Origin of the sequence: Dickeya undicola (genome assembly GCF_000784735.1) — a bacterium.
Classification (GTDB): domain Bacteria; phylum Pseudomonadota; class Gammaproteobacteria; order Enterobacterales; family Enterobacteriaceae; genus Dickeya; species Dickeya undicola.
Genome location: NZ_JSYG01000036.1, coordinates 1 through 26,117, shown reverse-complemented (window position 1 = coordinate 26,117; position 26,117 = coordinate 1). Strand labels below are relative to the sequence as shown.

Below are 26,117 nucleotides of genomic sequence, written 5' to 3'. Positions count from 1 at the left end.
GTCTTTCCTTGTTGCTTTCCTGAGTCGTGGTGACCGCCGCCGATTAACGCAACGTCTCGAAAGGGCCGGTCAACGGTTTGTCCAGCGGATAGTCAAGATCGCCGTGTTTACTGGTGGTCAGCCCCAGCCCGATCAACGACTCCACCATTTTTACCGCCGCGCCCACGCCATCGATAACCGGAATGCCCAGTTCCTGCGTCAGCGCCTGTGCCAGATCGGCCATGCCACCACAACCGAGCACAATGGCACCGGATCCATCCTGCCGCTTTGCTTGTATACACATTTCCCGCACCTTGTGCTGCGCCAGCCCCTGACCGTCTTCCAGCGCCAGCACCGGCAGGTCGATGGCGTGCAGCGCAGCGCAGTGATGCTCGAAGCCGTAACGCTGCAACAGATGACGGGCGATGATCAGCGTGCGTGGCAGTGTGGTGACGATAGAAAAGCGCGTCGCCACCAGCATCGCCAGGTGCATCGCCGCTTCGGCGATGCCCACCACCGGTGCGCGCGCCAGCTCCCGCGCTGCCAGCAGACCGGGGTCGCCAAAACAAGCGATGACATGGCCGCTGACGCCCTGCTCGCGGCCCAGCCGAATCTGCTCTAGTACCCCAAGCGTCGCCACCGCTTCGTCAAAATGCCCTTCTATCGACGGCACGCCCTGCGACGGGCATACCGCCAGAATCTCGGTGCCGGGAGCCGCCACTCGCCGCGCCGCCTCACCGATGGTTTCGGTCATCGCCAGGCTGGTGTTGGGGTTGATCACCTGAATTACGCATTGGCTCATTCGACTTGCTCCTCTTTATTACGACCGAACGGCGTCAGATGGCTGAACAGCCGCGAGAAATCCGGCGTAGTCGCGCCATCACCGTCAAAACGCAGGCTGGCGACGATATCGTCGAAATGTTGCTGCATGGCAGCAGTCAACGCCGTCCGATCCCGGTTACGCAATAACGCCAGCAGATCCTGATGATCGTGACAGCGGCAACCCTGCTGCCAGGGCGCGCCGTAGGCGGCGATCACCAGTGATGATCGCAATGTGAGTTGCGACACCATGTTGGTCAGCACGCTGTTGCCGGAAATCGCCTGCAACTGGATGTGAAACGCCGCCGACAGGCGGATCGCCTCCGGCCCGTTGCGATCCTGATGCGCCTTCTCCTCTGCCGCCATCAGTTTCTCCAGCGCCGCCAGATGCGGCGGTTGGCAGTGTGCGATCACCGCAGGTAGGTTGGCGCACTCCATCAGGCTACGGGTCTGAAAGATCTCACGCGCTTCTTCTACCGTTGGTGTCGCCACCTGTGCACCACGTTTGGGCAACAATGTGACCATTTGCACCGTCGCCAGACGTTGCAGCACTTTGCGGATCCCGGTACGGCTGACGCCGAACACCTCCGCTAACGCTTCTTCTGGCAGGCGAGCACCGGGCAACAATTGATGCTCGACGATCGCGTTCAACAGCGCCTGATAGATAACTTCATCTTTTTGCTCGAAAAATGTCTCTTTTCCAAGACCGTAAATATCGCTCATCAGTTTCTTCCGTTATCACGTTCATCGCCAAATCGTACACACAAAATAAATTTATTGTATACAAAATTCACTGATCTGGCCCAAATCCTGCAACACCCCATAGCCTGATTTTTTCACCTTTATTGTTATCGTCACCAAAAGGAGCAGATTCCATGCCAGAAAACATGACATCCGCCGGAACCACTCCGGCGCATTACAGCCCGAGACTGTGCAATGACGATTTGGCCCCGACGCGTGTACAAAGCTGGTCCTGGTACAACATCTTTTCATTCTGGATGTCGGATGTACACAGCATGGGCGGCTACGTGGTGGCGGCCAGCTTTTTTACGCTGGGCCTGGCCAGCTGGCAGGTGCTGCTGTGCCTGCTGGCGGGTATTTGTATCGTGCAACTGTGCGCCAATCTGGTCGCCAGACCCAGCCAACTCAGCGGCGTACCCTATGCGGTGATTTGCCGTCAGTCCTTCGGCGTGTTCGGTGCTAACATCCCGGCGGTGATCCGTGGGCTGATCGCTTTCGCCTGGTACGGTATCCAGACGTATCTGGCCGCCAACGCGCTGATGCTGGTGTTGTTGAAATTCGTGCCGTCACTCACCCCGCTGACCACCAGCCACTGGCTCGGTCTGTCGACGCTGGGCTGGCTGTGCTTCGGTGTGATGTGGCTGTTGCAGGCGATGGTGTTCTGGCATGGCATGAGCGCCATCAAGCGCTTTATTGATATCGCCGGTCCAGCGGTCTACGTGGTGATGCTGGCGCTGGCCGGGTGGATTGTATACAAAACTGGGCTGGAGAATATCTCCTTCACGCTGGGCAGCAAATCCCTCAGTAGCAGTGAGCAGGTCTGGCAGATGATCACCGCCACGGCGCTGGTGGTGTCCTATTTCTCCGGTCCGTTGCTCAACTTCGGCGACTTCTCCCGTTACGGTAAAAGTATGCAGGAAATCCGTCGTGGCAACCGCTGGGGTTTACCGTTCAACTTCCTGCTGTTCTCCATCGTCACGGTGGTGATCGTCTCCGGTACGCAGTCGTTGTTCGGTCAGATGATCACCGACCCGATCGAAACCGTCAGCCGTGTCGGCAACAGTGTGGCGGTAGCGCTGGGCCTGCTGACCATGATTGTCGCCACCATCGGTATCAACATTGTCGCCAACTTCGTCTCCCCGGCGTTCGACTTCTCTAACTGTGCCCCGCAACGCATCAGTTTCCGTACTGGCGGGATGATCGCCGCAGTCGGCTCGGTGCTGCTGACGCCCTGGAACTTGTTCAACTCACCGGAACTGATTCACTACACGCTCGACGTACTGGGTGCGTTTATCGGCCCGCTGTTCGGCATCCTGCTGGCGGATTTCTACCTGATCAAAGGCGGCAAGGTAGACGTAGATGCGCTGTTCAACGACACCCCCAGCGGGCGCTATTGGTATCGCAACGGCATCAACCCGAACGCGGTACTGGCGCTGCTACCCTCGGTGGCTATCGGGCTGGTCATCAGCTTTGTGCCAGCCTGGCATGAAGTCGCCAATTTCAGTTGGTTTATCGGCGTGGCACTCGGTGCAGGCAGTTATCGCTATCTGGCACGCCGTGAAAAAGCCGCTTCACCAACGGCAGCCGACCTGTCTGGGCTGGTGTTGGGTAAAGAATAAATCACACCGGGATCGCGACGTGGCGTCGCGATCCGTCTTTGTGCCTTTCCATGCTCTTTTCCCTATGCCCATATGCCCTGTTTTCGAGCCCGCACCGAATTTGGCTGTGCCATGACGGTGCGTTCTTCGGCTGCCACAGCAGCCTTGATAGAACATAAAGCAAGTAAAAACAAAACATTAAAAAACTGGCATAAGGTTTGAATGTTGCACTCCATCTTGTATACCAACTGGAATGCATTCATGACATCGCAAACTGTTTATACCGGCTTCACCTTGTCTCAGTGGCAACAGCAGCATCAACAGCACCCAGACCGCCTGACTGAAACCCTGCTGACCGTTTGGCGATCGCTGCGCGCTGACGACCCGGCGTGGATTTATCTGCCCGATGAAGCCCGGTTGCATGAACAAATCACCCACCTGCTCAGCCAACCTGACGCCCATCGCCTGCCGCTTTACGGCGTGCCGTTTGCAGTCAAAGACAATATTGACGTCGCGGGTTGGCCCACCAGTGCGGCCTGCCCTGCATTTACTTACACCGCAGCGCAAGACGCCACGGTGGTCGCCCGGCTCAAAGCCGCCGGTGCCATCGTGCTCGGCAAAACCAACCTTGACCAGTTCGCCACCGGGTTGGTGGGCACCCGCTCACCGTTTGGCGCGGTGCCCAACAGCATTAACCCAGAGTACGTCAGCGGCGGCTCCAGCTCCGGTTCTGCCTCGGTCGTCGCACGCGGGCTGGTGCCGTTTGCACTCGGCACCGACACGGCTGGCTCCGGTCGCGTTCCGGCCGGATTCAACAATATCGTCGGTCTGAAGCCCACCAAGGGCTGGTTGTCGACACAGGGCGTGGTGCCCGCCTGCCGCCTGAACGACTGCGTGTCGGTGTTCGCATTGACGGTGCCGGATGCCTGGCTTGTCACCACGCAGGCGGGCGGTTATGACGAAGACGATGCCTATTCACGTCATCACCCCCGCACCACGCCAGCGGATGTCTCCGCCCAGTTGCGACTGGCGGTGCCGCATCCGCTGGAATTCTTTGGCGATCAGCAGGCGGAGCAGGCGTTTCAACAAGCGCTGTTACACTTGCAGTCAATGGGGGCAACGCTGGAACCGCTGGACTTCAGCCCGTTCGAACAGCTGGCGCGTCAATTATATGAAGGGCCGTGGGTGGCGGAACGCACCGTGGCGGTAGGCAATCTGCTACGCGACCAGCCACAAGCGATGGACCCGACAGTGCGCCACATCATCGCCAAAGGCACCGATTACAGCGCCTGTGAGGTGTTTGAAGCGGAATACCTTCGAGCAGGGCTGGCCCGGCACATTGCCGCCCGACTAAGCGGATTTGACGCGCTGGTGGTGCCCACCGCGCCGACCATTCATACGCTGGAAGAGATGAAACAGCAGCCGGTGGCCTACAACTCACAGTTCGGCTTCTACACCAACTTCACCAATCTGGCGGATTTGTGCGGGCTGGCGTTACCGGCACCGTTTCGTGATGATGGTTTACCTGCGGGGATTACGCTGATTGCGCCAGCCTGGCATGACACCGCCCTGGCGGCATTCGGTCAGCGTTGGCAATCCGTCACGGCGCTGCCGCTGGGCGCGACCGGCAATACCTTGCCGCCTCTTCTTCCGCCACAGGAAACCGCTTCACCGCATCATGTGCGACTCGCCGTAGTAGGCGCTCACTTAAGCGGTATGCCGCTCAATTTTCAGTTGCTGACCCGCAACGCCGTCAAAGTAGAAGAAACCCTCACCTCAGCCGACTACCGCCTGTACGCCCTGGCGAATACCCAACCGCCCAAGCCCGGACTGGTCAAAACCGGTCAGGGACAACCCATTACGGTGGAACTGTGGGATGTCCCGCTGGCGCGCTTCGGCGAACTGGTGGCGGAAGTTCCCGCCCCGCTCGGCATCGGTACGCTGACACTGGCGGATGGCCGTCAGGTCAAAGGTTTCATCTGTGAACCGGCGGCGCTTAACGGCGCGCGGGATATTACCGAATTCGGTGGCTGGCGTGCCTTTATCACCCAAGGCTCGCCAGCCTGACAACGGGAGGAAACAGGATGCAATTCGCTACACCCAACGGCCCAAACTCGCGTCATAAAAGTAAGCCGCCAGTACTGGCAGAACAGGTTTACCAACGGATCAAACAGGATATTTTCGATTTTCGGTTGCTGCCGGGCGATCGCTTTACCGAGAACGAACTGGCGGAGCGGCTGTCAGTCAGCCGTACACCGATCCGCCAGGCGCTGTTCCGGCTGGAAACCGAAGGGTTTGTGAGCGTCTACTACCGCAGCGGCTGGCAGGTCAAACCGTTTGATTTCGCTTACTTCGAGGAGCTGTATGACCTGCGTATCGTACTGGAACGAGAAGCGGTGCAGCGGCTGTGCCTACTGTCGCCAGACACCTGCGCGGCGCTGCTCCAGCCGTTGCATCAGTACTGGATAGACGACCCGCAGCAGGATGACGGTCAGCAGGTTTCCGAGCAGGATGAAGCATTTCATCTGGCGCTGGTCGCGGCCGTTGGCAACCGGGAAATGGCGCGCGTACACCGGGACGTCACCGAAAAAATCCGCATTATTCGCCGACTGGACTTCACCCGTCAGGAACGCATTCAGGCCACCTATCAGGAACATGCCATCATTCTACAGACCATCCTCGCCCAAAATGGCGAACAAGCCTGCCAGTTACTTGCCGAACATATTGCCGACAGCAAAGCCGAGGTTCGCAACATTACTCTGCATCTGTTACAGCAAGCCAGAAATCAGGCTAACGATTGACATCCATACTGCCGCCCAGACCGGCAGTATTTTCTGGTTGTGTTCCACCATTATTCGCGCCGCTGGCGCGGTGTCTCCCCCTGTTCATCCCATCTCCGACCAACGTAAGCCGCCGGGGATTTATACCCGTCATACTTCAAGTTGCAGGTGTGTTGGCTGCGTTCATTCACCCGAATCACTTACCTGAGTAAGCTCATCGGGATTCACTCACTTGCCGCCTTCCTGCAACTCGAATTATTTTGGGTATATACCCGGTTGCCGCCGTTCTGTCCCCTGACATTATTTCGGGCATAAACACTCAGAATCATCCGATTATTTCATCACGATATCGTGACATATCACACCGCATTACCCGGACAAAAACCTGCTCTCAACAGCACGCTATTTCCCCGCGATATAGCCTCATTTCAACGCAACCAGAATCACCATAATCCAGCCATGTCATCCGCCCTATCACACACTTCAAAACACAGGGTTCACGCATTGAATGACATTATTATTTCACTCATCTCTTCATCTTGTAAAAATCATTATCTACCGATATCAAACCCACAAACAAAATCAATTAAATAGCAAAAAACAAAACCAATAAAACATTGAATTAAAACAAAAAATAAACAACAACAAAAAAAATAAAAATACATTTTCATTTTTAAATAGAAAACAATAAATTCAAATAAATATCACCATCCAACCACCAAAAATGGATATCCACCGTCATCAAAGGGTTGTCAGAGCGTCAGTTTATGGTAGGGTATAAAAAGTTTCACTCATCATAAGGCAGCGAGAAAAAACAAATAAACCACACAGGAAACCCTTAATTACATGGCAATTAAACTTGAAATAACACATCTGTATAAAATATTTGGCGAGCATCCTGACAGAGCATTCAAGCTTCTGGAGCAAGGGCTTAGCAAGGATCAAATTTTTGAGAAAACCGGTCTGACGGTAGGGGTAAAAGACGCCAGTCTGGCCATTGAAGAAGGCGAGATTTTTGTGATCATGGGGTTGTCCGGTTCCGGCAAATCCACCCTGGTACGCCTTCTCAATCGCCTGATAGAACCTACCCGTGGTCAGGTGCTGATCGACGGCGAGGATATCTCTCGTCTGCCGGACAGTGCGCTGCGTGCGATTCGCCGCAAGAAGATCAGCATGGTGTTTCAGTCTTTCGCGCTGATGCCTCACCTGAATATTCTCGACAACACCGCATTCGGTATGGACCTGGCCGGAGTGCCCCGCGCAGAACGCGAGCAGAAAGCGCTGAGCGCGTTGCAACAAGTCGGCCTGGAAGCATACGCCAATGCCTACCCGGACGAACTCTCCGGCGGGATGCGCCAGCGCGTCGGCCTGGCCCGCGCACTCGCGAATGATCCCGACATTCTGCTGATGGATGAGGCGTTTTCAGCACTCGACCCGTTGATTCGCACCGAGATGCAGGATGAGTTGATCAAGCTGCAAGCGCGCCAGCAACGCACCATCGTGTTCATTTCGCACGATCTGGACGAAGCGATGCGCATCGGTGATCGCATCGCCATCATGCACAGCGGCGAAGTGATTCAGGTCGGCACACCGGATGAGATTCTTAATAACCCAGCTAACGACTACGTGCGCACCTTCTTCCGCGGCGTGGATATCAGCCACGTATTCAGCGCCAAAGACATCGCCCGCCGCCGCCCGATAGCAGTGATCCGAAAAACGCCGGGTGTTGGCCCGCGATCCGCACTCAAAATCCTGCAAGAGGAGGATCGCGAGTACGGCTATGTGCTGGAACGGGGGCACAAGTTCATCGGCGTAGTCTCCATCGACTCCCTCAAGCAGGCGTTACGTGAGCAGCAACCGCTGGAGCAGGCATTATTGCCCACTCCGACGCCGGTCCCCGCAGAGATGTCGCTCAACGAGCTGATATCTCAGGTGGCACAAGCCCCCTGCGCCGTACCTGTTGTGGACGATAACCATGAATATCTCGGCATTATCTCCAAAGGGATGCTGCTGCAGGCACTGGATAAGGAGAGCACGCTGAATGACTGATTCCACACAAAACCCCTGGGACGAAACCCAGACACCGGATGCAGCGACCAACACTGCCCACAGCCACGCCGCCGCCACACCGAGCGACCCTGTGACGACGGCGGGTTCATCGGGCACACCCGCGCAGGCTGACCCCTGGGCGGCGTCATCAGCACCGGCCAATAGCCCCTCGCCGACGGATAATTCCGCCGACGCCTGGAGCAACGCACCGCCGCCCGCCGCCAGTGACGTACACCAAAGCGGAAGCGACTGGCTGAACAGCGCACCGGCACCAACGCAGGAACACATCAGCCTGATGGATCCGTTCCACCATACCCTGGTGCCGCTCGATCGCTGGGTGACCGAAGGTATCGACTGGCTGGTGCTGCATTTTCGTCCGCTGTTCCAGGGCATTCGCGTACCCGTCGACATGATCCTCACCAGCTTTCAGCAACTGCTGACCGGCCTGCCCGCGCCGATTGCCATTCTGGTGTTCTCATTGCTGGCCTGGCAGGTGTCCAGTTTTGGCATGGGGGTGGCGACACTGCTGTCGCTCGTTGTCATCGGTGCTATTGGTGCCTGGTCACAGGCAATGGTTACGCTGGCACTGGTGCTGACCGCGCTGTTCTTCTGCGTGATCATTGGCCTGCCGCTGGGGATCTGGCTGGCACACAGCGATCGCGCGGCCCGTATCGTGCGTCCACTGCTGGACGCCATGCAGACGACGCCCGCGTTCGTCTATCTGGTGCCGATCGTGATGCTGTTCGGTATCGGTAATGTGCCAGGCGTGGTGGTGACCATTATTTTCGCCCTGCCGCCGATTGTTCGTCTGACCATCCTTGGTATTCGTCAGGTGCCAGCGGACCTGGTGGAAGCGGCGCAATCTTTTGGTGCCAGCCCGCGCCAGATGCTGTTTAAGGTGCAGTTGCCGTTGGCAATGCCAACCATCATGGCTGGTATTAACCAGACCCTGATGCTGGCGCTGTCGATGGTGGTCATCGCCTCAATGATCGCCGTCGGCGGGCTGGGGCAGATGGTATTGCGCGGCATCGGCCGCCTCGACATGGGGCTGGCGTCCATCGGTGGGGTCGGCATCGTGATTCTGGCCATCATTCTGGATCGCCTGACCCAATCGTTGGGGCGTGACGCCCGCAGTCGCGGCAACCGCCACTGGTACACCCACGGCCCACTGGGGCTACTGGTTCGCCCCTTCATGAAATCCCGGGCCTAAGCCCGAGCGTATCGCGTCACCTGACCCTGCGGCTGGCACCAGCTGGCCGCCTTCTCTGACACAGGTGTCTGTGCGTCGTTTACGACTGCTTATTGAATAAAACAAGATGAGGACTCTCCGTATGCGTAACATCAGCATGGCAACGCTTGCCCTGACTACCGTACTCAGTACCAGCCTGTTTGCCGCCGACAACCTGCCCGGCAAAGGCATCACCGTAAAGCCGGTGCAAAGCACCATTTCCGAAGAAACGTTCCAGACCCTGCTGGTCAGTAAAGCGCTGGAAAAACTGGGGTATACCGTCGATAAGCCCAGCGAAGTGGATTACAACGTCGGTTACACCTCAATTGCTAACGGTGACGCCACCTTTACCGCCGTCAACTGGCAACCGCTGCACGACGACATGTATCAAGCAGCCGGTGGCGATACCAAGTTCTACCGCCAGGGTGTCTACGTTTCAGGGGCAGCCCAGGGGTATTTGATCGACAAGAAAACCGCCGATCAGTACCACATCACCCGTCTGGATCAGCTTAAGGATCCGAAGCTGGCGAAACTGTTTGATACCAATGGCGACGGCAAGGCGGATCTGACGGGTTGTAACCCCGGCTGGGGCTGCGACAGCGTTATCAATCACCAGATTCAGGCTTATGGGCTGAGTGATACCCTCACCCACAATCAGGGTAACTACGCGGCGCTGATCGCCGATACCATTACCCGCTACAAGCAGGGCAAACCGATCCTGTACTTCACCTGGACGCCATACTGGGTGAGCGATGTACTGGTGCCGGGGCGTGACGTGGTATGGCTGCAGGTGCCGTTCTCCTCGCTGCCCGGTAAACAGAAAGGCACCGACACCAAACTGCCTAACGGCGCTAACTACGGTTTCCCGGTTAATAATATGCGCATCGTCGCCAACAAAGCGTGGGCAGAGAAAAACCCGGCCGCAGCCGCCCTGTTCGCCACCATGAAACTGCCGCTGGCAGACATCAATGCCCAGAACCTGCGTATGCATCAGGGTGAAGCGTCTCAGGACGATATCGAGCGCCACGTCAACGGCTGGATCAAAGCACATCAGGCGCAGTTTGACGGCTGGGTCAATACGGCCCGTGCAGCGGCAAAGTAAGCCGCGACGTCACCGCCATCCAGAGGATGCCCGCAAGGGTATCCTCTCTCTCTATTCACTGCATTCACTGCATTCACTGCATTCACTGCGGCTTCGGCCCCCGCCTTTCCCTTCGTTCGCTGTTTTGCCTTTTTATCGCTTCCCGGCCTTACCCGCCCTTACCACGCCAAAAGTAAACGCTTACCTTTACCGGAAGCAGAGAATAATCGGCTTATTCTAGTTTGGTTGATAAAACTCCTGATTATTTTCATGGCAATTTATAAGACAAATTGCTGGATTCTCCGACGTGACTGTTCAATACTAAATTAATAATTCCTATTTTAAATTTAACACTAAGCCAACATTTCTCGCATGTCTGCATCGACCACCACTACCGCCGGTCTAAGCCCGGCACTGACGCTGTTAATGTCCGCTGCCACCGGGTTAGCGGTAGCCAGCAACTATTACGCCCAGCCGTTGCTGGACACCATCGCCCATGCATTCAGCTTGTCGGTCAATCAGGCCGGTTTTATCGTCACCGCCGCCCAGTTGGGATATGCCTGCGGCCTGATGTTTCTGGTGCCATTGGGTGACCGCTTCGAGCGCCGCGGTTTGATTGTCGGAATGACCCTGCTGGCCGCTGGCGGTATGGTGATTACCGCAGCATCCCCTTCGCTGTGGTTGATGGTGGTCGGCACCGCCATTACCGGCCTGTTCTCGGTCGTGGCGCAGATTCTGGTGCCCCTGGCCGCCACGCTGGCCTCACCAGAAAACCGCGGTAAGGTCGTCGGCACGATCATGAGTGGTCTGCTGCTGGGGATCCTGCTGGCCCGAACGCTGGCCGGTGCACTGGCGTCACTAGGCGACTGGCGTACGGTGTACTGGGTCGCCAGCCTGCTGATGACGGGGATGGCATTGCTGATGTGGCGCGCGTTGCCGCGTTACCACCCGTCAACCAACCTTAACTATCCACAGTTACTGATCTCCATCTTTCAGCTATTCGGCAGTTCCCGCCCACTGCGCACCCGCGCGATACTGGGCGCGCTCGCCTTCTCCAATTTCAGCATCATGTGGACATCAATGGCGTTCCTGCTCTCTGCTCCCCCTTATCACTACAGCGAAGGCGTGATTGGGTTATTCGGCCTGGCAGGCGCTGCCGGTGCGTTGTCCGCCAGCCGGGCCGGTCGTCTGGTGGATCGGGGCAAAGCGAAACTCTCCACCACCATGGGATTACTGCTGCTGGCGCTGTCCTGGCTGCCGATTGCCACTGGCGTCAGTACCGTAGTGCCGTTGCTGATCGGTATTGTGGCGCTGGATATGGCGGTGCAAGGGGTACATGTCACCAACCAGAGCGTGATTTACCGCATGTTGCCGGACGCGCGCAACCGCCTGACCGCCGGTTATATGACCAGCTATTTTATCGGTGGTGCTATCGGCTCACTGGTTTCCGCCTATGCTTATCAGCATTTCGGCTGGCTGGGCGTCTCAGGGGCTGGTGGCATTCTCAGCCTGCTGGCACTGCTGGTGTGGTGGCAAAACCATCATGACGAATCGTCACAGCCGGAGGCTCTCGGATGATGCCTTACTGCCGCTCTATTGACGGCAACGTGCTATCACTGACGGTGGTTTGTGCCTATGATGTTGTTTTTTCGACCAGTAAATTTTTTTCAATCCGTGGATGAGCCCAGATACTGTGAATGCCGTTTCTTCCAGCCAGACTGATAGCCGCACGACGGCCGATGCCTCGTTTGCCAGTGGTCTGTTTAATAGCCTGCCGATCGTCATCGGTTATGTGCCGGTGGCGTTTGCCTTTGGCCTGAACGCCGTCAAGCTGGGTTTCACTCCGCTGGAAGCCATTTTTCTTTCCTGCATTATTTACGCCGGTGCCAGCCAGTTCGTCATTACCGCACTCCTGAGTGCGGGTGCCTCTATCTGGGTGGCAGCGTTGACCGTGATGGCGATGGACGTGCGCCACGTGTTGTACGGCCCTTCACTGCGTCACCGTATCCTGCAGAAACTGCCTACTGGCAAAACCGCCTGGTGGGCATTTGGTCTGACCGATGAGGTATTCGCCGCTGCGACGGTGCGGCTATCGCGGGATAACCGGCGCTGGAGCGAGTCCTGGATGCTGGGCGTGGCGCTGAGCGCCTGGCTATCGTGGGTTATCGGCACGGTACTCGGCGCGGTATTCGGTAATGGCCCGCTGGAAGATTACCCTGCGGTCGAAGCCGCCCTGGTATTTATGCTACCGGCGCTGTTCCTGAGTTTTCTGCTCGCGTCCTTTAAACGCCGTCAGAGTCTGGTGGTGGCTGCCGCGCTGATCGGTGCCTGCCTGGGGCTGTTGGTATCGTCCATTCCCGCCGCCATCCTGATCGGTATCGGCGGCGGTTGTCTGGCATCGCTGCATCAACCGACAGCAGTAAAGGAAGAAACGCGATGAATACTTCAGTATTATTGATTGGTTTACTGGTGGGAACAGTTAACTTCCTGTTCCGATACCTGCCGTTGCGGCTGGGTGCCGACCGGGCATCCGGTAACCTGCGTCGGGGCAGAACCGCCCTGCTGCTTGACAGCATCGGTATTGCTTCCATTTGTGCCTTGCTGGTGGTGTCCTCTCTGCCGGATATCATGCAGCACACAGAAAGACTGTTGCCAACGCTGGTGGGGTTCGCCCTGCTGACGCTGTGTTTTTACAAAACCCGCAGTATCGTACTATCGACACTGTTGGGCGCGCTGTGCTACGGCATAGTGTTTAAGTGGCTTCAGACAATAGCCTGAACATCATTGGCTAATGTCACTCACACAGCCCAAAGACAATAAACGGCGACAGACCGTACCATCTACACATGTTTCGACCAGTGACAAAATAAGCACTAATCGACAAGTCTCTCGCATTTACCTAATTAGTAACATTAGTTACTATACGGGTCGTGATTAATAAGGTTGACATCTATGGAAAGTTCATTCGCTCCAATTGAAGACATGCTGCGTATGCGGGCTTCACGTCGCCCGGATTTCCCTTATCGTGAAGTCCTGCTGCTACGTTTGTTCCTGCATATGCAAACCAAAATACTGGAACATCGCAACCGTATGCTGAAAGAACAGGACATCAACGAAACCCTGTTCATGGCGCTGCTTACGCTTGAGTCGCAGGAAAACTATTGCATTCAGCCTTCTGAACTGAGTGCAGCGCTCGGCTCCTCACGTACCAACGCCACCCGTATCGCGGATGAGCTGGAAAAACGCGGCTGGATTGAACGACGCGAGAGCGACAGCGACCGCCGCTGCCTGTATCTGTACATGACCGAGAAAGGTAAAGCCTTTCTGGATGAACTGCTGCCGCCCCAGCACCGAAGCCTGAATATTCTCTGCGCTGCCCTTGAAGACAGTGAAAGAGAACAGTTGGAAGTGCTGATGCGCAAGTTGTTACAGCGTCTTGATGAAATGGACCAGAACGGCATTTAACGCTCGTCGCCATTCCTGACGAAGACCACCGCCATCGTTGCCTGCAAACCGTCATGGTTTGCAGGGGGTGTTGTGTTTTTTCAAAAAACCGTCACCGCACGATACCGCCATGAAAGGCAATCAAAGGCCATGAAAGGCCGAGAAAAAAGAAATTTAACTGGGAGAGAAGCATGAATGCCAACGTGGAAAAGCAGACTCCACCTACTACGCCATCGAAGTCCAGAAAATCTCGCAAAGGAATTCTCACGCTACTGATGATTCTGTTTTTCTTTATTGGCTGTGTGTGGTTTGCCTACTGGTATCTGGTGTTGCGACACCATCAGGAAACCGATGATGCCTATGTCGCAGGCAACCAGATTCAAATTATGTCGCAGGTCAACGGCAGCGTTGCCCGCGTCAACGTCGATAACACCGACTTCGTTAAAAAAGGTGATGTGCTGGTAGAGCTTGACCCAACCGACGCAGAGCAAGCCTTCGAGCGGTCAAAAACTACACTCGCCAACAGTGTGCGCCAGGTTCATCAGCAGATGATCAACGTCCGCCAGTACAAAGCCAACATCGACTTGCAGCAGATTGCGCTGGACAAAGCCATCAGTGACCTGAATCGCCGTGAAGCACTGGGGCGCGCCAATGCTATCGGCCGGGAAGACCTGCAACATGCACGCGATGAAGTCTCCAGTGCCAAAGCATCGCTGGAAGCGGCTAAACAGCAGTACGCCGCCACCCAGGCGCTGGTGCTGAATACCCCATTAGAACAACAGCCCGCCATTGCCCAGGCCGCTACTGATTTACGCGATGCCTGGCTGGCACTCAAACGCACCCATATCGTTAGCCCGGTGGACGGCTATGTCTCCCGCCGCAGTGTGCAACTGGGTGCACGCGTCACCCCGTCTTCCGCTCTGATGGCCGTAGTGCCATCCGCCCCGCTATGGGTTGATGCCAACTTTAAGGAAACCCAGTTGGCCAACATGCGCATCGGCCAACCCGCCACGATTGTCAGTGACCTCTATGGCGATGACGTGGTGTACAAAGGCAAGGTGGTGGGTCTGGATATGGGGACCGGCAGCGCCTTCTCACTGTTACCGGCTCAGAACGCCACAGGTAACTGGATCAAAGTCGTCCAGCGCCTGCCAGTACGTATTGAATTGGATCCGAAACAGTTGGCTGACGCTCCGCTGCGTATTGGCTTGTCGATGCTGGTTAAGGTAGATACCGCCAATACCGACGGCAAGGTACTGTCCGATGCGCCCCGCACCACGCCTGCTTACCAGAGTGATGCCCTGGATCTGGACCTGGCACCGGTTGATCAGTTGATCAGTCAGATCATCGGCGCCAACGCTGGCTGACCCCAGAGGAGAGCAGCGTGACAAGAAAACCACTTGAGGGCATGACGCTAGCTCTGATGACGATCGCCCTGTCGCTGGCGACGTTCATGCAGGTGCTGGATTCGACCATTGCCAACGTAGCTATCCCGACTATTGCCGGGAATCTTGGTGCATCCAACTCACAGGGGACCTGGGTCATCACGTCTTTTGGGGTGGCGAATGCCATCTCCATCCCGATCACCGGCTGGCTGGCCAAACGATTCGGCGAGGTACGCCTGTTTATCTGGGCTACCGTGCTGTTTACCCTGACCTCCTGGATGTGTGGCATGTCCACCAGTCTGGAAATGCTGATTATTTCCCGTATGCTGCAAGGTCTGGTGGCCGGGCCAATCATCCCGCTGTCCCAAAGTCTGTTGCTGAATAATTACCCGCCAGCCAAACGCGGCATTGCATTAGCGCTGTGGTCGATGACGGTGGTGGTGGCCCCGATCTTTGGCCCGATCCTCGGCGGCTGGATCAGCGACAACTACCATTGGGGCTGGATCTTCTTCATCAACGTACCGTTAGGTATTGTGGTGGTGTTGATCACCTTGCAGACATTGCGTGGGCGCGAAACCAAAACGGAAATCCGCCCCATCGATACCGTTGGTCTGGTTCTGCTGGCCGCAGGTATTGGCAGCCTGCAAATGATGCTAGACCGTGGCAAAGAACTGGACTGGTTTAACTCAACGGAAATCGTGATACTGGCGGTGGTGGCGGTGGTGGCGCTAACCGTGCTGGTGGTCTGGGAACTGACCGACGACCACCCGGTGGTCGATCTGTCGCTGTTCAAAATGCGCAATTTTACCATCGGCTGCCTGTGTACCAGCCTGGCGTTCATGCTCTACTTTGGCGCCATCGTACTGTTGCCGCAGCTGTTGCAGGTGGTGTTCGGCTATACCGCCACCTGGGCCGGGCTGGCCTCGGCGCCCGTGGGCTTGATGCCGGTGATTCTCTCACCACTCATCGGTAAATTCATGCATAAGCTGGATATGCGCCGTCTGGTCACGTTCAGCTTCATCATGTATGCAGTCTGTTTCTACTGGCGTGCCTACACCTTTGAACCAGCCATGGATTTCGGTGCGTCCGCCTGGCCGCAGTTCGTCCAGGGTTTTGCCGTAGCGTGCTTCTTTATGCCGTTAACCACCATCACGCTCTCCGGGCTACCGCCGGAACGAATGGCGGCTGCCTCCAGCCTGTCGAACTTTGCCCGAACACTGGCTGGTTCCATCGGCACGTCGATCACCACCACACTGTGGGAGCGTCGGGAGGCGTTACATCACGAACAGCTTAGCGAAGTGATCAATCCCTACAATCCGCTGGCACAGCAGACCTATCAGCAACTGGAAGCGATGGGAATGAGTCAACAGCAGGTATCCAGCTATCTGGCACAGCAGATTACGGCGCAAGGGTTGATTATCGGTGCCAATGAAATCTTCTGGCTGTCGGCTGGGGTGTTCGTCGTGCTAATCGTGCTGGTGTGGTTTGCTAAACCGCCCTTCGGCAGTCACTCGGCTGGCGGCGCACACTGATTTCCCACGCCGAACGGCGCAACACTAAAGCGTAAAAGTAAAAAAGGTGGCCAGGCCACCTTTTTTTTATTACCGCACGATATCGGGCTTAACCGTGATTCTGACGCCACCACTCCGCCAGCAGGATCCCAGTCGCTACCGAGATATTCAGGCTTTCCACGTTGCCGGTGCCGTCAATCGACACTTTGACGTCGCCCTGCTGCCAGGCGTTGTCAGACAAGCCATCCCCTTCCTGCCCCAGCACAATCACCGTTTTGGCTGGCAGCGACGCTTTCGACAAGGTTGTGCCTTTGTGACTGGAGGTGGTAACGATGGTGTAACCGGCGGCACGGAACTGCGCCAACGCATCGACCAGGCCGTCTGTGCTGATCGCTTTCACGTGCTCGGCACCGCCTTCCGCCGTGCGCACCGCCGCGCCGGATTCCAGCTGCGATGCATCGCGCACCAGCACGCCTTTCACGCCGAAATGGGCGCAGCTACGCATGATACCGCCCAGATTATGCGGGTTGCCGACATCTTCCAGCGCCAGCACGCAGTCGGTATCCCCGGCTTCGCGCAGGTACGCCGTCACATCCAGGCCACGACGTTTCTTGATCAGGAAACACACGCCACCATGATGCTCAGTACCGGACGCGCGGATCAGTTCGTCGTCTTCCACCACGTGGTAAGCCTTGCGGTTAGCCGCCATCCAGCGCAGCGCTTCACGAAAGCGCGGCGTGACTTCTTGCAGGAACCAACCGCGCACAATCGCATCTGGTCGGCTCAGGAACAGTGCCTGACAGGCATTCTCTCCGTAAACACGCGTTTCTTCCGCCCGCTGACGGCGAATCTGTTCTGGATCGATCTGGCTCTTGCCGCTGATGCCACCGTGATCCGGCTCTTCTCCCGGTGCACGCGACACCGTTTTCCACGGAGAATCCGCCTGATCAACCGGTTCGCGACGCGGTGGACGTGGACGCTCACGCCCCGCCGACTCGCCGCGCCATTTGCCGCCACGTTCGGCACCTTCTTTGTTATCTCTATCCCGCCCGCCGCGTGGCGCGCTGTCTCGCCCTTTACGACCACGGTTGTCGCCATCGCCACGGCGCTTGTCCGACGTACGCTTCGGTTTACCGTTCTTATCGTCCCCATCTTCGCTGCGGACGTACATGACGCGGACTTTGCCGCTCTTTCCACTTAATTCATCGCTCATGCTATTCTCCACCTACGCGCTGGGCGCGAAGATTACCCTATGTCCACCGGCTTAGCCACCAACCCGATCATAAAAGTCACTAACTATTATAACCATTGGATAAAACGCCTTGTTGGCGTTCGACCCACTATCCATACTTATCCTGCTTTCGCACCACCGTCTGTTGATCTCTTCGCGTATGCTGGGTGCGCTTGCGTCAACAGTACACTTGATTCCAGCCCTTTTGCTACCGAGGCCCGTTTATGAATACGGTATGTGCATCCTGCAACGCCACCAACCGCCTGCCAGAAGAACGCAACAATGATCATCAACACGCCAAATGTGGCCGCTGCGGTCAGGCGCTGTTCAGCGGCAAGGTAATTAACGCTACGGAAGAAACGCTGGATAAACTGTTGCAGGACGATCTGCCGGTGGTGGTGGATTTCTGGGCACCCTGGTGCGGACCGTGCGTTAACTTTGCCCCGGTATTTGAAAGCGTCGCTGACGAAAACAGTGGCAAAATTCGCTTTATCAAGGTCAACACCGAAGCGGAACCAGGCCTGAGCGCCCGCTTCCGTATCCGCAGCATTCCTACCATTATGCTGTTCAAACACGGCCAAATGGTGGATATGCTCAACGGTGCTATGCCCAAAGCCCCGTTTGAAAGCTGGCTGAGTGAATCGCTGTAAATCATTCCTCATACGACGCCCCGCCAACACGCGGGGCTTCAGGTCAGCAGCCCGGTCGTTTAGAATGTCCCTTTTTAATGGAAAATCATGACCGGTAACGCCGTCCTGCGTCTGCGCCAGCAACGCCTTGCTCTTTCCACGCGCCCGTTTCGCGCCCGCGGCTGCCGTGTTATTCGCTGCCAGCGTTGCCTGCTGCCGGAAGTCCACTGTCTGTGCGACACCCTCTCGCCACGCACCGCCCGCAGCCGCTTCTGTCTGGTGATGTTCGACACCGAACCGATGAAACCCAGTAATACTGGCCGCCTGATTGCCGATGTCCTACCGCAGACGGAGGCCTTTCTGTGGTCCCGCACCGAGCCGGACCCGGCGTTACTTGCCGCCCTGCAAACAGAAGAATATCAACCCTGGCTGGTCTTTCTGGCGGACGGCGATGAAAGCGGCCGTCAGGTCTGTCATCAACTGCCCGCCGACGGCAAACCGCCGCTGTTCGTGATGCTGGACGGCACCTGGCCGGAAGCGCGAAAAATGTTCCGCAAAAGCCCGTACCTCGATACGTTGCCGATCCTGTCGTTAAGCGTGGATGCCTTATCCAACTACCAGCTACGGGAAGCCAGCAGCGCGGGGCAGCACTGTACGGCGGAAATCGCCATTGCACTGTTACGTCAGGCTGGTGATAGCGATGCCGCCGACGCGTTAGCACAGCATTTCGACCGTTTTCGCCGCCATTATCTGGCAGGCAAAGCCCATCACGCGAAAAAGAAAATTTCTTCCACTGTCACAGCAAAACCGGCAACAGACGTTTAAGATCAATCAGGTGTCTTCTAACAGGAGTAACTGATGAGTCAGTGCGGATTAGAGGCTCTGTTGCGGCCCCGTTCGATTGCCGTAATCGGTGCGTCGGAAAAACCGGAGAGAGCCGGATTTTTGATGATGCGCAACCTGCTTGACGGCGGCTTCAACGGACCGGTGCTACCAGTCACCCCCAAATATCAGGCTGTTTGCGGCGTACTGGCGTACCCTGATGTCGCAAGCTTACCGATGACGCCTGACCTCGCCGTTATCTGCACCCGCGCTGATCGTAATCTGCCACTGTTGGAAGCACTGGGGCAGCGCGGTTGTAAAACAGTCATCATACTTTCCGCGCCGCCCGCGCAATTCGCCGAACTAAAAAACTGCGCCGCTCGCTATGCCGTAAGGCTTCTGGGGCCAAACAGCCTCGGCCTGCTGGCCCCCTGGCAAAGGCTCAACGCCAGCTTTTCACCCGTGCCAATTCTGAAAGGCAAACTGGCGTTTATTTCCCAATCGGCGGCGGTTTCCAACACCATACTGGACTGGGCGCAACAGCGCGGCATCGGCTTCTCTTACTTTATCGCGCTCGGCGACAGCCTGGATATTGACGTCGACGACCTGCTGGATTTCCTGGCACGAGACGGCAAAACCAGCGCCATTTTGCTGCATCTGGAACATATCAGCGACGCGCGGCGTTTTCTCTCGGCAGCGCGCAGCGCATCCCGCAACAAGCCGATTCTGGTAATCAAAAGCGGACGCAGCCGACAGGCGCAACAACTGTTGCATGACGGCCAGCACGGGCTGGACGCCGCCTACGACGCCGCCATCCAGCGCGCCGGGCTGCTGCGGGTGCAGGATACCCACGAACTGTTTTCAGCGGTGGAAACCCTCAGCCACCTGCGCCCGCTACGCGGTGAGCGCTTACTGATTGTTAGCAACGGCGCATCGCCCGCCGCTCAGGCGTTGGATCAGTTAATCGCCCGCCAGGGCAAGCTGGCGACGCTGAGCGAGACGACGCAGCAGGCATTGCGTGCCGTGTTGCCCGATACCGTTTCCATCGGCAATCCACTAGACTTGCGCGACGACGCCACACCACAACGTTATCAGGCAGCGCTGTCGGCTCTGCTGGACAGCGACGATTACGACGCGCTACTGATTATCCACGCGCCGAGCGCCGCTGCGCCCGGCACGGAAAGCGCTGAAAGCCTTATTCAGCTGTTGCAGCAACATCCGCGCGGCAAACGCATCACGTTGCTGACCAACTGGTGCGGTGAATTCTCATCCCAGGAGGCGCGCCGTCTGTTTAACGAGGCGGGCATCCCGACTTACCGCACCCCGGAAGGCGCGGTGATCGCATTCATGCATATCGTCGAATACCGTCGCAACCAGAAGCAACTGAAAGAAACCCCGGCGCTACCATCGGATCTCACCGCCAATGCCGCACAGGCGCATCAGTTGATCGGTCAGGCGCTGCAGGAAGGTGCTACCCGGCTCGATACCCACGAGGTCCAACCCATTTTGCAAGCGTATGGCCTGAACACACTGCCAACCTGGATTGCCGGTGACAGTACCGAAGCGGTATACATCGCAGAAAACATCGGCTACCCGGTGGCGCTTAAACTGCGATCCCCGGATATCCCCCACAAATCGGAAATTCAGGGCGTCATGCTGTACCTACAGAATGCTCAGGAGGTGCAACTGGCAGCGGAAGCGATGCTGGAGCGAGTCAGACAGACCAATCCGCAAGCACGCGTACTCGGTTTGCTGGTACAAGGCATGGCTAATCGTACCGGCGCGCTGGAGTTACGTATTACGGTTGAACAGGATGCTATCTTTGGCCCGATCATCATGCTGGGTGAAGGCGGCATAGAATGGAACCGGGAAACGCAGGCGGCGGTGGCATTGCCGCCGCTGAATATGGCGCTGGCGCGCTATCTGATCGTTCAGGCGTTGAAAAGCGGCAAAATCCGCAGCCAAAACGCGCTCAAACCACTGGATATTCCGGCTCTCAGCCGGTTGCTGGTGCAGGTTTCCAACCTGATTTTGGATTGCCCGGAGATCTCGCGTCTGGATATTCACCCGCTGCTGGCCTCCGGCGAGGAGTTCACGCTACTGGATGTTACGCTGCATCTGACACCGTTCAGCGGTGACCCGCAGTCTCGTCTGTCTATCCGCCCTTACCCGCAGGAACTGGAAGAAACCGTCCAGCTCAAGGATGGCTCGTCCTGTCTATTCCGCCCTATTCTGCCCGAAGACGAGCCGCTGCTAGCTCATTTTATCGGCAAGGTCACCCGCGAAGACCTGTATTACCGTTATTTCAGTGAAATCAACGAGTTTACCCATGAAGACTTAGCCAATATGACCCAAATTGACTACGATCGTGAAATGGCTTTTATTGCTGTGCGGTCAGGGGTGGAGGGCGAGCCGGAGATCATCGGCGTCACTCGCGCCATCGCCGACCCGGATAATACCAACGCGGAGTTCGCTGTACTGGTGCGATCCGATCTGAAAGGGCTGGGGCTGGGCAGAAAATTGCTGGAAAAGCTGATCCACTATACCCGCGCCCACGGTCTGACACGTCTGAGCGGCATCACCATGCCGACGAATCAAGGTATGGTCACGCTGGCGAAAAAACTGGGCTTCGCCGTTGATGTGCAACTGGAAGACGGTATTGTGACGCTGGAACTGCCGCTGAACTCGTCCGCACGGCCATAATCAGACGTGCAGATGCGGGCGGGATCTCGCTACGGGCAGTAAAACTTGCTCACAACGCTTGCCAAGTAGTGGTATCATCGCCCGATTCGGCTATGCCTTAACGTATATTTATGACCACGCGGTCATCCCACGATGAGAGAAGAATCGCACTGTGATGTTGTCAAAATTAAAGCGTACGAAATATCAACAACACCTTGCACAACTGCCTAAAATTCCTCAGTCTGCCGATAACGTCCAGACGCTCCACAGCCCGGCACTTTTTCGCACTACGCTGACAGAACAGATTCTGCAAGCGAAGAAGCGCATTTATCTGGTAGCCCTGTATCTGGAACACGATGACGGCGGCGAAGGCATTCTGTCTGCGCTCTATCAGGCCAAACGCCAATGCCCGGAACTGGAAATCACCGTACTGGTCGACTGGCATCGCGCCCAGCGCGGCCGCATCGGCGTTGCTGCCGACAGCACCAACGCTGACTGGTACTACGAAATGGCGCAACGGTACGACGATGCGTCTTTCCCCATTTATGGCGTTCCGGTCAATACGCGTGAAGCGCTGGGCGTCTTGCATCTGAAAGGGTTTATTATCGACGATACGGTACTTTACAGCGGTGCCAGTCTGAACGATGTCTACCTGCATCAGCATGAAAAATACCGTTATGACCGCTATCAGTTGATCCATAACCCTGTGCTGGCTGATGTCATGGCGCGGTATGTGCAGGACCTGCTGGCGTCGTCCGCTGTGCAGCGGCTGGACCGCTCGTCTCGTCCCAAAACCATCGACATCAAAAACGATATCCGTCAGTTCCGCCAGTCATTGCGTTCAGCAACGTATATGCTGCCTGGCGTCGGCGATAATAACCACCAATTGACGGTAACGCCGCTGGTCGGTCTGGGCAAACAGAGCCCGCTGAACCAGACTATCCATCACCTGATGTACTGCACCGAGCAGCGTTTAGTGATGTGCACCCCGTACTTCAATCTGCCAGCGCTGCTGGTTCGCAACATTATCCGCCTGCTGCGCAACGGCAAGCAGATCGAGATCATTATCGGCGACAAGACGGCAAACGACTTCTTTATCCCCGAAGATCAACCGTTCCGAATTATCGGCGCGCTGCCGTACCTGTATGAAATCAACCTGCGTCGTTTCCTGAGCCGGTTGCAGAAATACATCGACAGTAACCAGCTGATGATCCGTCTGTGGAAGGACGGCGATAACAGCTTTCACCTAAAAGGCATGTGGGTGGACGATAACTGGCAACTACTGACCGGCAACAACCTCAATCCTCGCGCCTGGCGGCTGGATCTGGAAAACGCCATTCTGATCCATGACCCGGAGCAAGTATTACAGGTACAGCGTCAGCAAGAGCTGGAGTGCATCCGTGCGCATACTCAGATCATCACGCACTATCAGCAGTTGCAAAGCATCGCGCAATATCCGGTGAAAGTGCGCAAGCTTATCCGCCGTCTGCGCCGTATCCGTATCGATCGCCTGATCAGCCGAATTTTGTAACCCTCTGCCGTATTCCCGGCACAATTTGTTAATACTCTGCCGGGAATGATCATGGCTGTAGTAAGCTTTGTCAGCGTTCTTCAGCCACAGGTCATAAGGGGGAGAGGATGCGCAAAGCGCTGCTATTACTGCTGTCCGTTTGTTCAGGGTGCGCGCACATGGCGCAGGATCAGTGGACGGGGCCCGACAAAGCGAAACATTTCATGGCATCAGCGCTACTAAGCGCCGCAGGCAGTGAATGGGTGGAGCATCAGCATCAGAGCCGCGACCGCAGCGCCGCATTCGGATTGATGTTTTCCGTCAGTATCGGCGCTGTCAAAGAAGCCTATGACAGCCGACCGCAAGGTAGTGGCTGGAGTTGGAAGGATTTCACCTGGGATATCGCCGGTGCAACGACCGGCTACTGTGTATGGCAGGCAGCCCATCACTAGAGCGTCTCGCCTTTCCCTTTGTGATGCAACCCGAGCGAAACCAGAAACGCCAGCGCGCCCATCAGCGAAACATACCAGAAGAAAGCCTCTTCCGTACCCAGCGATTTTAGCGACAGCGCCACATACTCAGCGGAGCCGCCAAACAGGGCGTTTGCCACGGCGTAAGACAACCCGACGCCTAACGCTCGCACTTCCGGAGGAAACATTTCCGCCTTGAGAATTCCACTGATCGAGGTATAAAAACTCACGATCACCAGAGCCAGCATCACCAGCGCAAACGCGACAACCGGGTTAGTCACGCCCTGCAAAGTAGACAGGATCGGCACTGTCAGCAACGCCGAGAACGATCCAAAAATCAGCATGGAACTACGACGCCCCATTTTGTCGGACAGTGCACCGAACAAAGGCTGCAACAGCATGAAAACAAACAACGCCAGAGTCATCAACCCGCTGGCGGATTTGGCATTCATCCCAGCGGTATTCACCAGATATTTCTGCATATAGGTGGTGTAGGTATAGAAGCTCAACGAACCGCCGGCGGTAAACCCCAACACCATGATGAAAGCCTTGCGATTACGCCACAGCGCGCGCAGCGATCCGGCATCTTTACGGGCACGGGTTTCACTGGCTGAGGTTTCATTCAGCGAACGACGCAGAAACAGCGCTACCACGGCCAACGCTGCACCCAATGCGAACGGAATACGCCAACCCCATGTACGCAAATCCGTATCGGAGAGCAATTGTTGCAGGAGCACCACTACCAGTAACGCCAGCAATTGTCCCCCAATCAGCGTCACGTATTGGAACGATGCATAAAACCCCTTTCGCCCTTCCAGTGCCACCTCACTCATGTAGGTTGCACTGGTGCCGTACTCTCCGCCGACCGACAACCCCTGAAACAGACGCGCTATCAGCAACAATAATGGTGCCCAGACGCCAATCGTCGTATAACCGGGCAAGCAGGCGATCACTAATGATCCCAGACACATCATGCACACAGAAATCAACATCGATTTTTTACGGCCATATTTATCGGCGATATAGCCAAATAACCAACCGCCAATCGGGCGCATCAAAAATCCGGCAGCAAATACACCGGCCGTCTGTAATAGTTGTGTTGTGGTATTACCGGTTGGAAAAAAGACATGAGCAAAATAAAGGGAGCAAAACGAATAGACATAAAAATCAAACCATTCCACCAAATTCCCCGATGATGCGCCAACTATCGCCCAGATGCGCTGACGGGTGGAATGTATAGTGGTTGCTTCTTGCTGTGGATTTATTGTATTTGCCATATAAGCGCTACCCTTTCTGTCTGCTGTTTAATGATTATCTTATAGCAGATACAGTAACAAACAGGCTCTGTAATTCAGGCAAAAGCTAACTGGCCCATGTCATTATTTAAGCTGGCGGCGTCACTCTACAATGAAATAACAGCAGAGGTTATTTCATTGCGATTAAAGCAGGGAATTCCGCGAATATAGTAAGGATATAATCAGTGAATATGGTGATGCTGATGTAAAAAGGTTTACCATAATGCATTCAAAAAGTCATTGACTGAACAGGAAAGCCTTCACTGAATTGGGCCCCATCGTGCCGCGACAATACTTTCTTTTACCCGTGTAGAATCTAATGTCTTAACGTTATTCAGGATGAACAATAGAAAAGAAAAAAGGCCATCCGCATGGATGGCCTTTTTTGCTGTTTGATGTCTGGCAGTTCCCTACTCTCGCATGGGGAGACCCCACACTACCATCGGCGCTACGGCGTTTCACTTCTGAGTTCGGCATGGGGTCAGGTGGGACCACCGCGCTCTCGCCGCCAGACAAATTCTTTTATTCAATTTGCCGAACACTATTTAAAACAAGTGGTGCTGATACCCAGAGTCGAACTGGGGACCTCACCCTTACCAAGGGTGCGCTCTACCAACTGAGCCATATCAGCACACGAAATTTGATGCCTGGCAGTTCCCTACTCTCGCATGGGGAGACCCCACACTACCATCGGCGCTACGGCGTTTCACTTCTGAGTTCGGCATGGGGTCAGGTGGGACCACCGCGCTCTCGCCGCCAGGCAAATTCTTTTTATTCCAACCGTTATGCTCACACTTCCCATGCACAACCATCAGAACCAATCCTCGAACAAGCTAAAATTCTCGTCTCTCTCACCAAAACAC

The 26,117-nt window shown here is 56.1% G+C and carries 21 protein-coding genes, 1 tRNA gene and 2 rRNA genes; 17 read left to right on the top strand and 7 right to left on the bottom strand.

Annotation, left to right across the window (positions count from 1 at the left end):
- Positions 1 to 43: 43 nt before the first annotated feature.
- The gene (hpxA, locus tag OB87_RS16910) at positions 44 to 781 is read right to left on the bottom strand and encodes an allantoin racemase (RefSeq protein WP_033570578.1); all 738 of its coding nucleotides are present in this window, start codon (positions 779 to 781) and stop codon (positions 44 to 46) included.
- Entirely contained in the window at positions 778 to 1,521 is a 744-nt protein-coding gene (locus OB87_RS16905) for a GntR family transcriptional regulator (protein ID WP_033570577.1), read from the bottom strand. The genes hpxA and OB87_RS16905 overlap by 4 nt, the downstream gene beginning before the upstream one ends.
- Before the next feature lie 152 nt (positions 1,522 to 1,673).
- Between OB87_RS16905 and OB87_RS16900 the strand changes: the two genes are divergently transcribed.
- The 12 genes from OB87_RS16900 (at position 1,674) to emrB (ending at position 16,636) form a co-directional block, all read left to right on the top strand.
- Positions 1,674 to 3,158: an NCS1 family nucleobase:cation symporter-1 gene (locus OB87_RS16900; protein ID WP_033570576.1), complete on the top strand. Its 1,485-nt coding sequence runs from the start codon at positions 1,674 to 1,676 to the stop codon at positions 3,156 to 3,158.
- 201 nt (positions 3,159 to 3,359) lie between these two features.
- The gene (gene atzF, locus OB87_RS16890) at positions 3,360 to 5,204 is read left to right on the top strand and encodes an allophanate hydrolase (RefSeq protein ID WP_152605906.1); all 1,845 of its coding nucleotides are present in this window, start codon (positions 3,360 to 3,362) and stop codon (positions 5,202 to 5,204) included.
- 17 nt (positions 5,205 to 5,221) lie between these two features.
- Positions 5,222 to 5,938, top strand: a complete 717-nt coding sequence (locus OB87_RS16885; RefSeq protein WP_033570573.1) for a GntR family transcriptional regulator — start codon at positions 5,222 to 5,224, stop codon at positions 5,936 to 5,938.
- An 825-nt stretch (positions 5,939 to 6,763) separates the two neighbouring features.
- Entirely contained in the window at positions 6,764 to 7,966 is a 1,203-nt protein-coding gene (gene proV / locus OB87_RS16880; RefSeq protein WP_033570572.1) for a glycine betaine/L-proline ABC transporter ATP-binding protein ProV, read from the top strand.
- Entirely contained in the window at positions 7,959 to 9,176 is a 1,218-nt protein-coding gene (proW, locus tag OB87_RS16875) for a glycine betaine/L-proline ABC transporter permease ProW (RefSeq protein ID WP_033570571.1), read from the top strand. Before proV ends, proW begins: the two co-directional genes overlap by 8 nt.
- A 121-nt stretch (positions 9,177 to 9,297) precedes the next feature.
- A complete protein-coding gene (gene proX, locus OB87_RS16870) occupies positions 9,298 to 10,296 on the top strand; it encodes a glycine betaine/L-proline ABC transporter substrate-binding protein ProX (RefSeq protein WP_033570570.1) in 999 nt (332 codons plus the stop codon).
- 351 nt (positions 10,297 to 10,647) lie between these two features.
- Positions 10,648 to 11,853 carry an MFS transporter gene (locus tag OB87_RS16865; RefSeq protein ID WP_033570569.1) on the top strand — a complete coding sequence of 402 codons (1,206 nt, stop codon included), beginning with the start codon at positions 10,648 to 10,650 and terminating at the stop codon, positions 11,851 to 11,853.
- Positions 11,854 to 11,953: 100 nt separating this feature from the next.
- On the top strand, positions 11,954 to 12,715 hold the full coding sequence (locus OB87_RS16860; protein ID WP_033570568.1) for an AzlC family ABC transporter permease: 762 nt from the start codon (positions 11,954 to 11,956) through the stop codon (positions 12,713 to 12,715).
- Positions 12,712 to 13,053, top strand: a complete 342-nt coding sequence (gene ygaH, locus OB87_RS16855; protein WP_033570567.1) for an L-valine transporter subunit YgaH — start codon at positions 12,712 to 12,714, stop codon at positions 13,051 to 13,053. The genes OB87_RS16860 and ygaH overlap by 4 nt, the downstream gene beginning before the upstream one ends.
- Before the next feature lie 174 nt (positions 13,054 to 13,227).
- Positions 13,228 to 13,740: a transcriptional repressor MprA gene (gene mprA, locus OB87_RS16850; protein WP_033570566.1), complete on the top strand. Its 513-nt coding sequence runs from the start codon at positions 13,228 to 13,230 to the stop codon at positions 13,738 to 13,740.
- Positions 13,741 to 13,910: 170 nt separating this feature from the next.
- Positions 13,911 to 15,086: a multidrug efflux MFS transporter periplasmic adaptor subunit EmrA gene (gene emrA / locus OB87_RS16845; protein ID WP_033570565.1), complete on the top strand. Its 1,176-nt coding sequence runs from the start codon at positions 13,911 to 13,913 to the stop codon at positions 15,084 to 15,086.
- Between the two features lie 17 nt (positions 15,087 to 15,103).
- The gene (gene emrB, locus OB87_RS16840) at positions 15,104 to 16,636 is read left to right on the top strand and encodes a multidrug efflux MFS transporter permease subunit EmrB (RefSeq protein ID WP_033570564.1); all 1,533 of its coding nucleotides are present in this window, start codon (positions 15,104 to 15,106) and stop codon (positions 16,634 to 16,636) included.
- 88 nt (positions 16,637 to 16,724) lie between these two features.
- On the opposite strand, the gene OB87_RS16835 is transcribed toward emrB, so the two are convergent.
- Positions 16,725 to 17,828, bottom strand: a complete 1,104-nt coding sequence (locus tag OB87_RS16835) for a tRNA/rRNA methyltransferase (protein ID WP_033570563.1) — start codon at positions 17,826 to 17,828, stop codon at positions 16,725 to 16,727.
- A gap of 242 nt (positions 17,829 to 18,070) precedes the next feature.
- Between OB87_RS16835 and trxC the strand changes: the two genes are divergently transcribed.
- The 5 genes from trxC (at position 18,071) to OB87_RS16810 (ending at position 23,941) form a co-directional block, all read left to right on the top strand.
- Positions 18,071 to 18,496 carry a thioredoxin TrxC gene (gene trxC, locus OB87_RS16830; protein WP_033570562.1) on the top strand — a complete coding sequence of 142 codons (426 nt, stop codon included), beginning with the start codon at positions 18,071 to 18,073 and terminating at the stop codon, positions 18,494 to 18,496.
- An 87-nt stretch (positions 18,497 to 18,583) separates the two neighbouring features.
- Complete coding sequence (locus OB87_RS16825) at positions 18,584 to 19,300, top strand: tRNA-uridine aminocarboxypropyltransferase (protein ID WP_033570561.1); 717 nt, start codon at positions 18,584 to 18,586, stop codon at positions 19,298 to 19,300.
- A 33-nt stretch (positions 19,301 to 19,333) separates the two neighbouring features.
- Complete coding sequence (locus OB87_RS16820; RefSeq protein WP_033570560.1) at positions 19,334 to 22,000, top strand: bifunctional acetate--CoA ligase family protein/GNAT family N-acetyltransferase; 2,667 nt, start codon at positions 19,334 to 19,336, stop codon at positions 21,998 to 22,000.
- Positions 22,001 to 22,154: 154 nt separating this feature from the next.
- The gene (pssA, locus tag OB87_RS16815; protein ID WP_033570559.1) at positions 22,155 to 23,510 is read left to right on the top strand and encodes a CDP-diacylglycerol--serine O-phosphatidyltransferase; all 1,356 of its coding nucleotides are present in this window, start codon (positions 22,155 to 22,157) and stop codon (positions 23,508 to 23,510) included.
- 107 nt (positions 23,511 to 23,617) lie between these two features.
- On the top strand, positions 23,618 to 23,941 hold the full coding sequence (locus tag OB87_RS16810) for a YfiM family lipoprotein (RefSeq protein WP_033570558.1): 324 nt from the start codon (positions 23,618 to 23,620) through the stop codon (positions 23,939 to 23,941).
- Here OB87_RS16810 and OB87_RS16805 read toward each other — a convergent pair.
- The 4 genes from OB87_RS16805 to rrf (OB87_RS16790) form a co-directional block, all read right to left on the bottom strand.
- The gene (locus tag OB87_RS16805) at positions 23,938 to 25,236 is read right to left on the bottom strand and encodes an MFS family transporter (protein WP_033570557.1); all 1,299 of its coding nucleotides are present in this window, start codon (positions 25,234 to 25,236) and stop codon (positions 23,938 to 23,940) included. The two genes, OB87_RS16810 and OB87_RS16805, sit on opposite strands and share 4 nt — an antisense overlap.
- Before the next feature lie 415 nt (positions 25,237 to 25,651).
- Positions 25,652 to 25,767, bottom strand: a 5S ribosomal RNA gene (gene rrf / locus OB87_RS16800).
- 42 nt (positions 25,768 to 25,809) lie between these two features.
- A tRNA-Thr gene (locus OB87_RS16795) sits at positions 25,810 to 25,885 on the bottom strand.
- A gap of 14 nt (positions 25,886 to 25,899) precedes the next feature.
- A 5S ribosomal RNA gene (gene rrf / locus OB87_RS16790) occupies positions 25,900 to 26,015 on the bottom strand.
- Positions 26,016 to 26,117 lie beyond the last annotated feature (102 nt).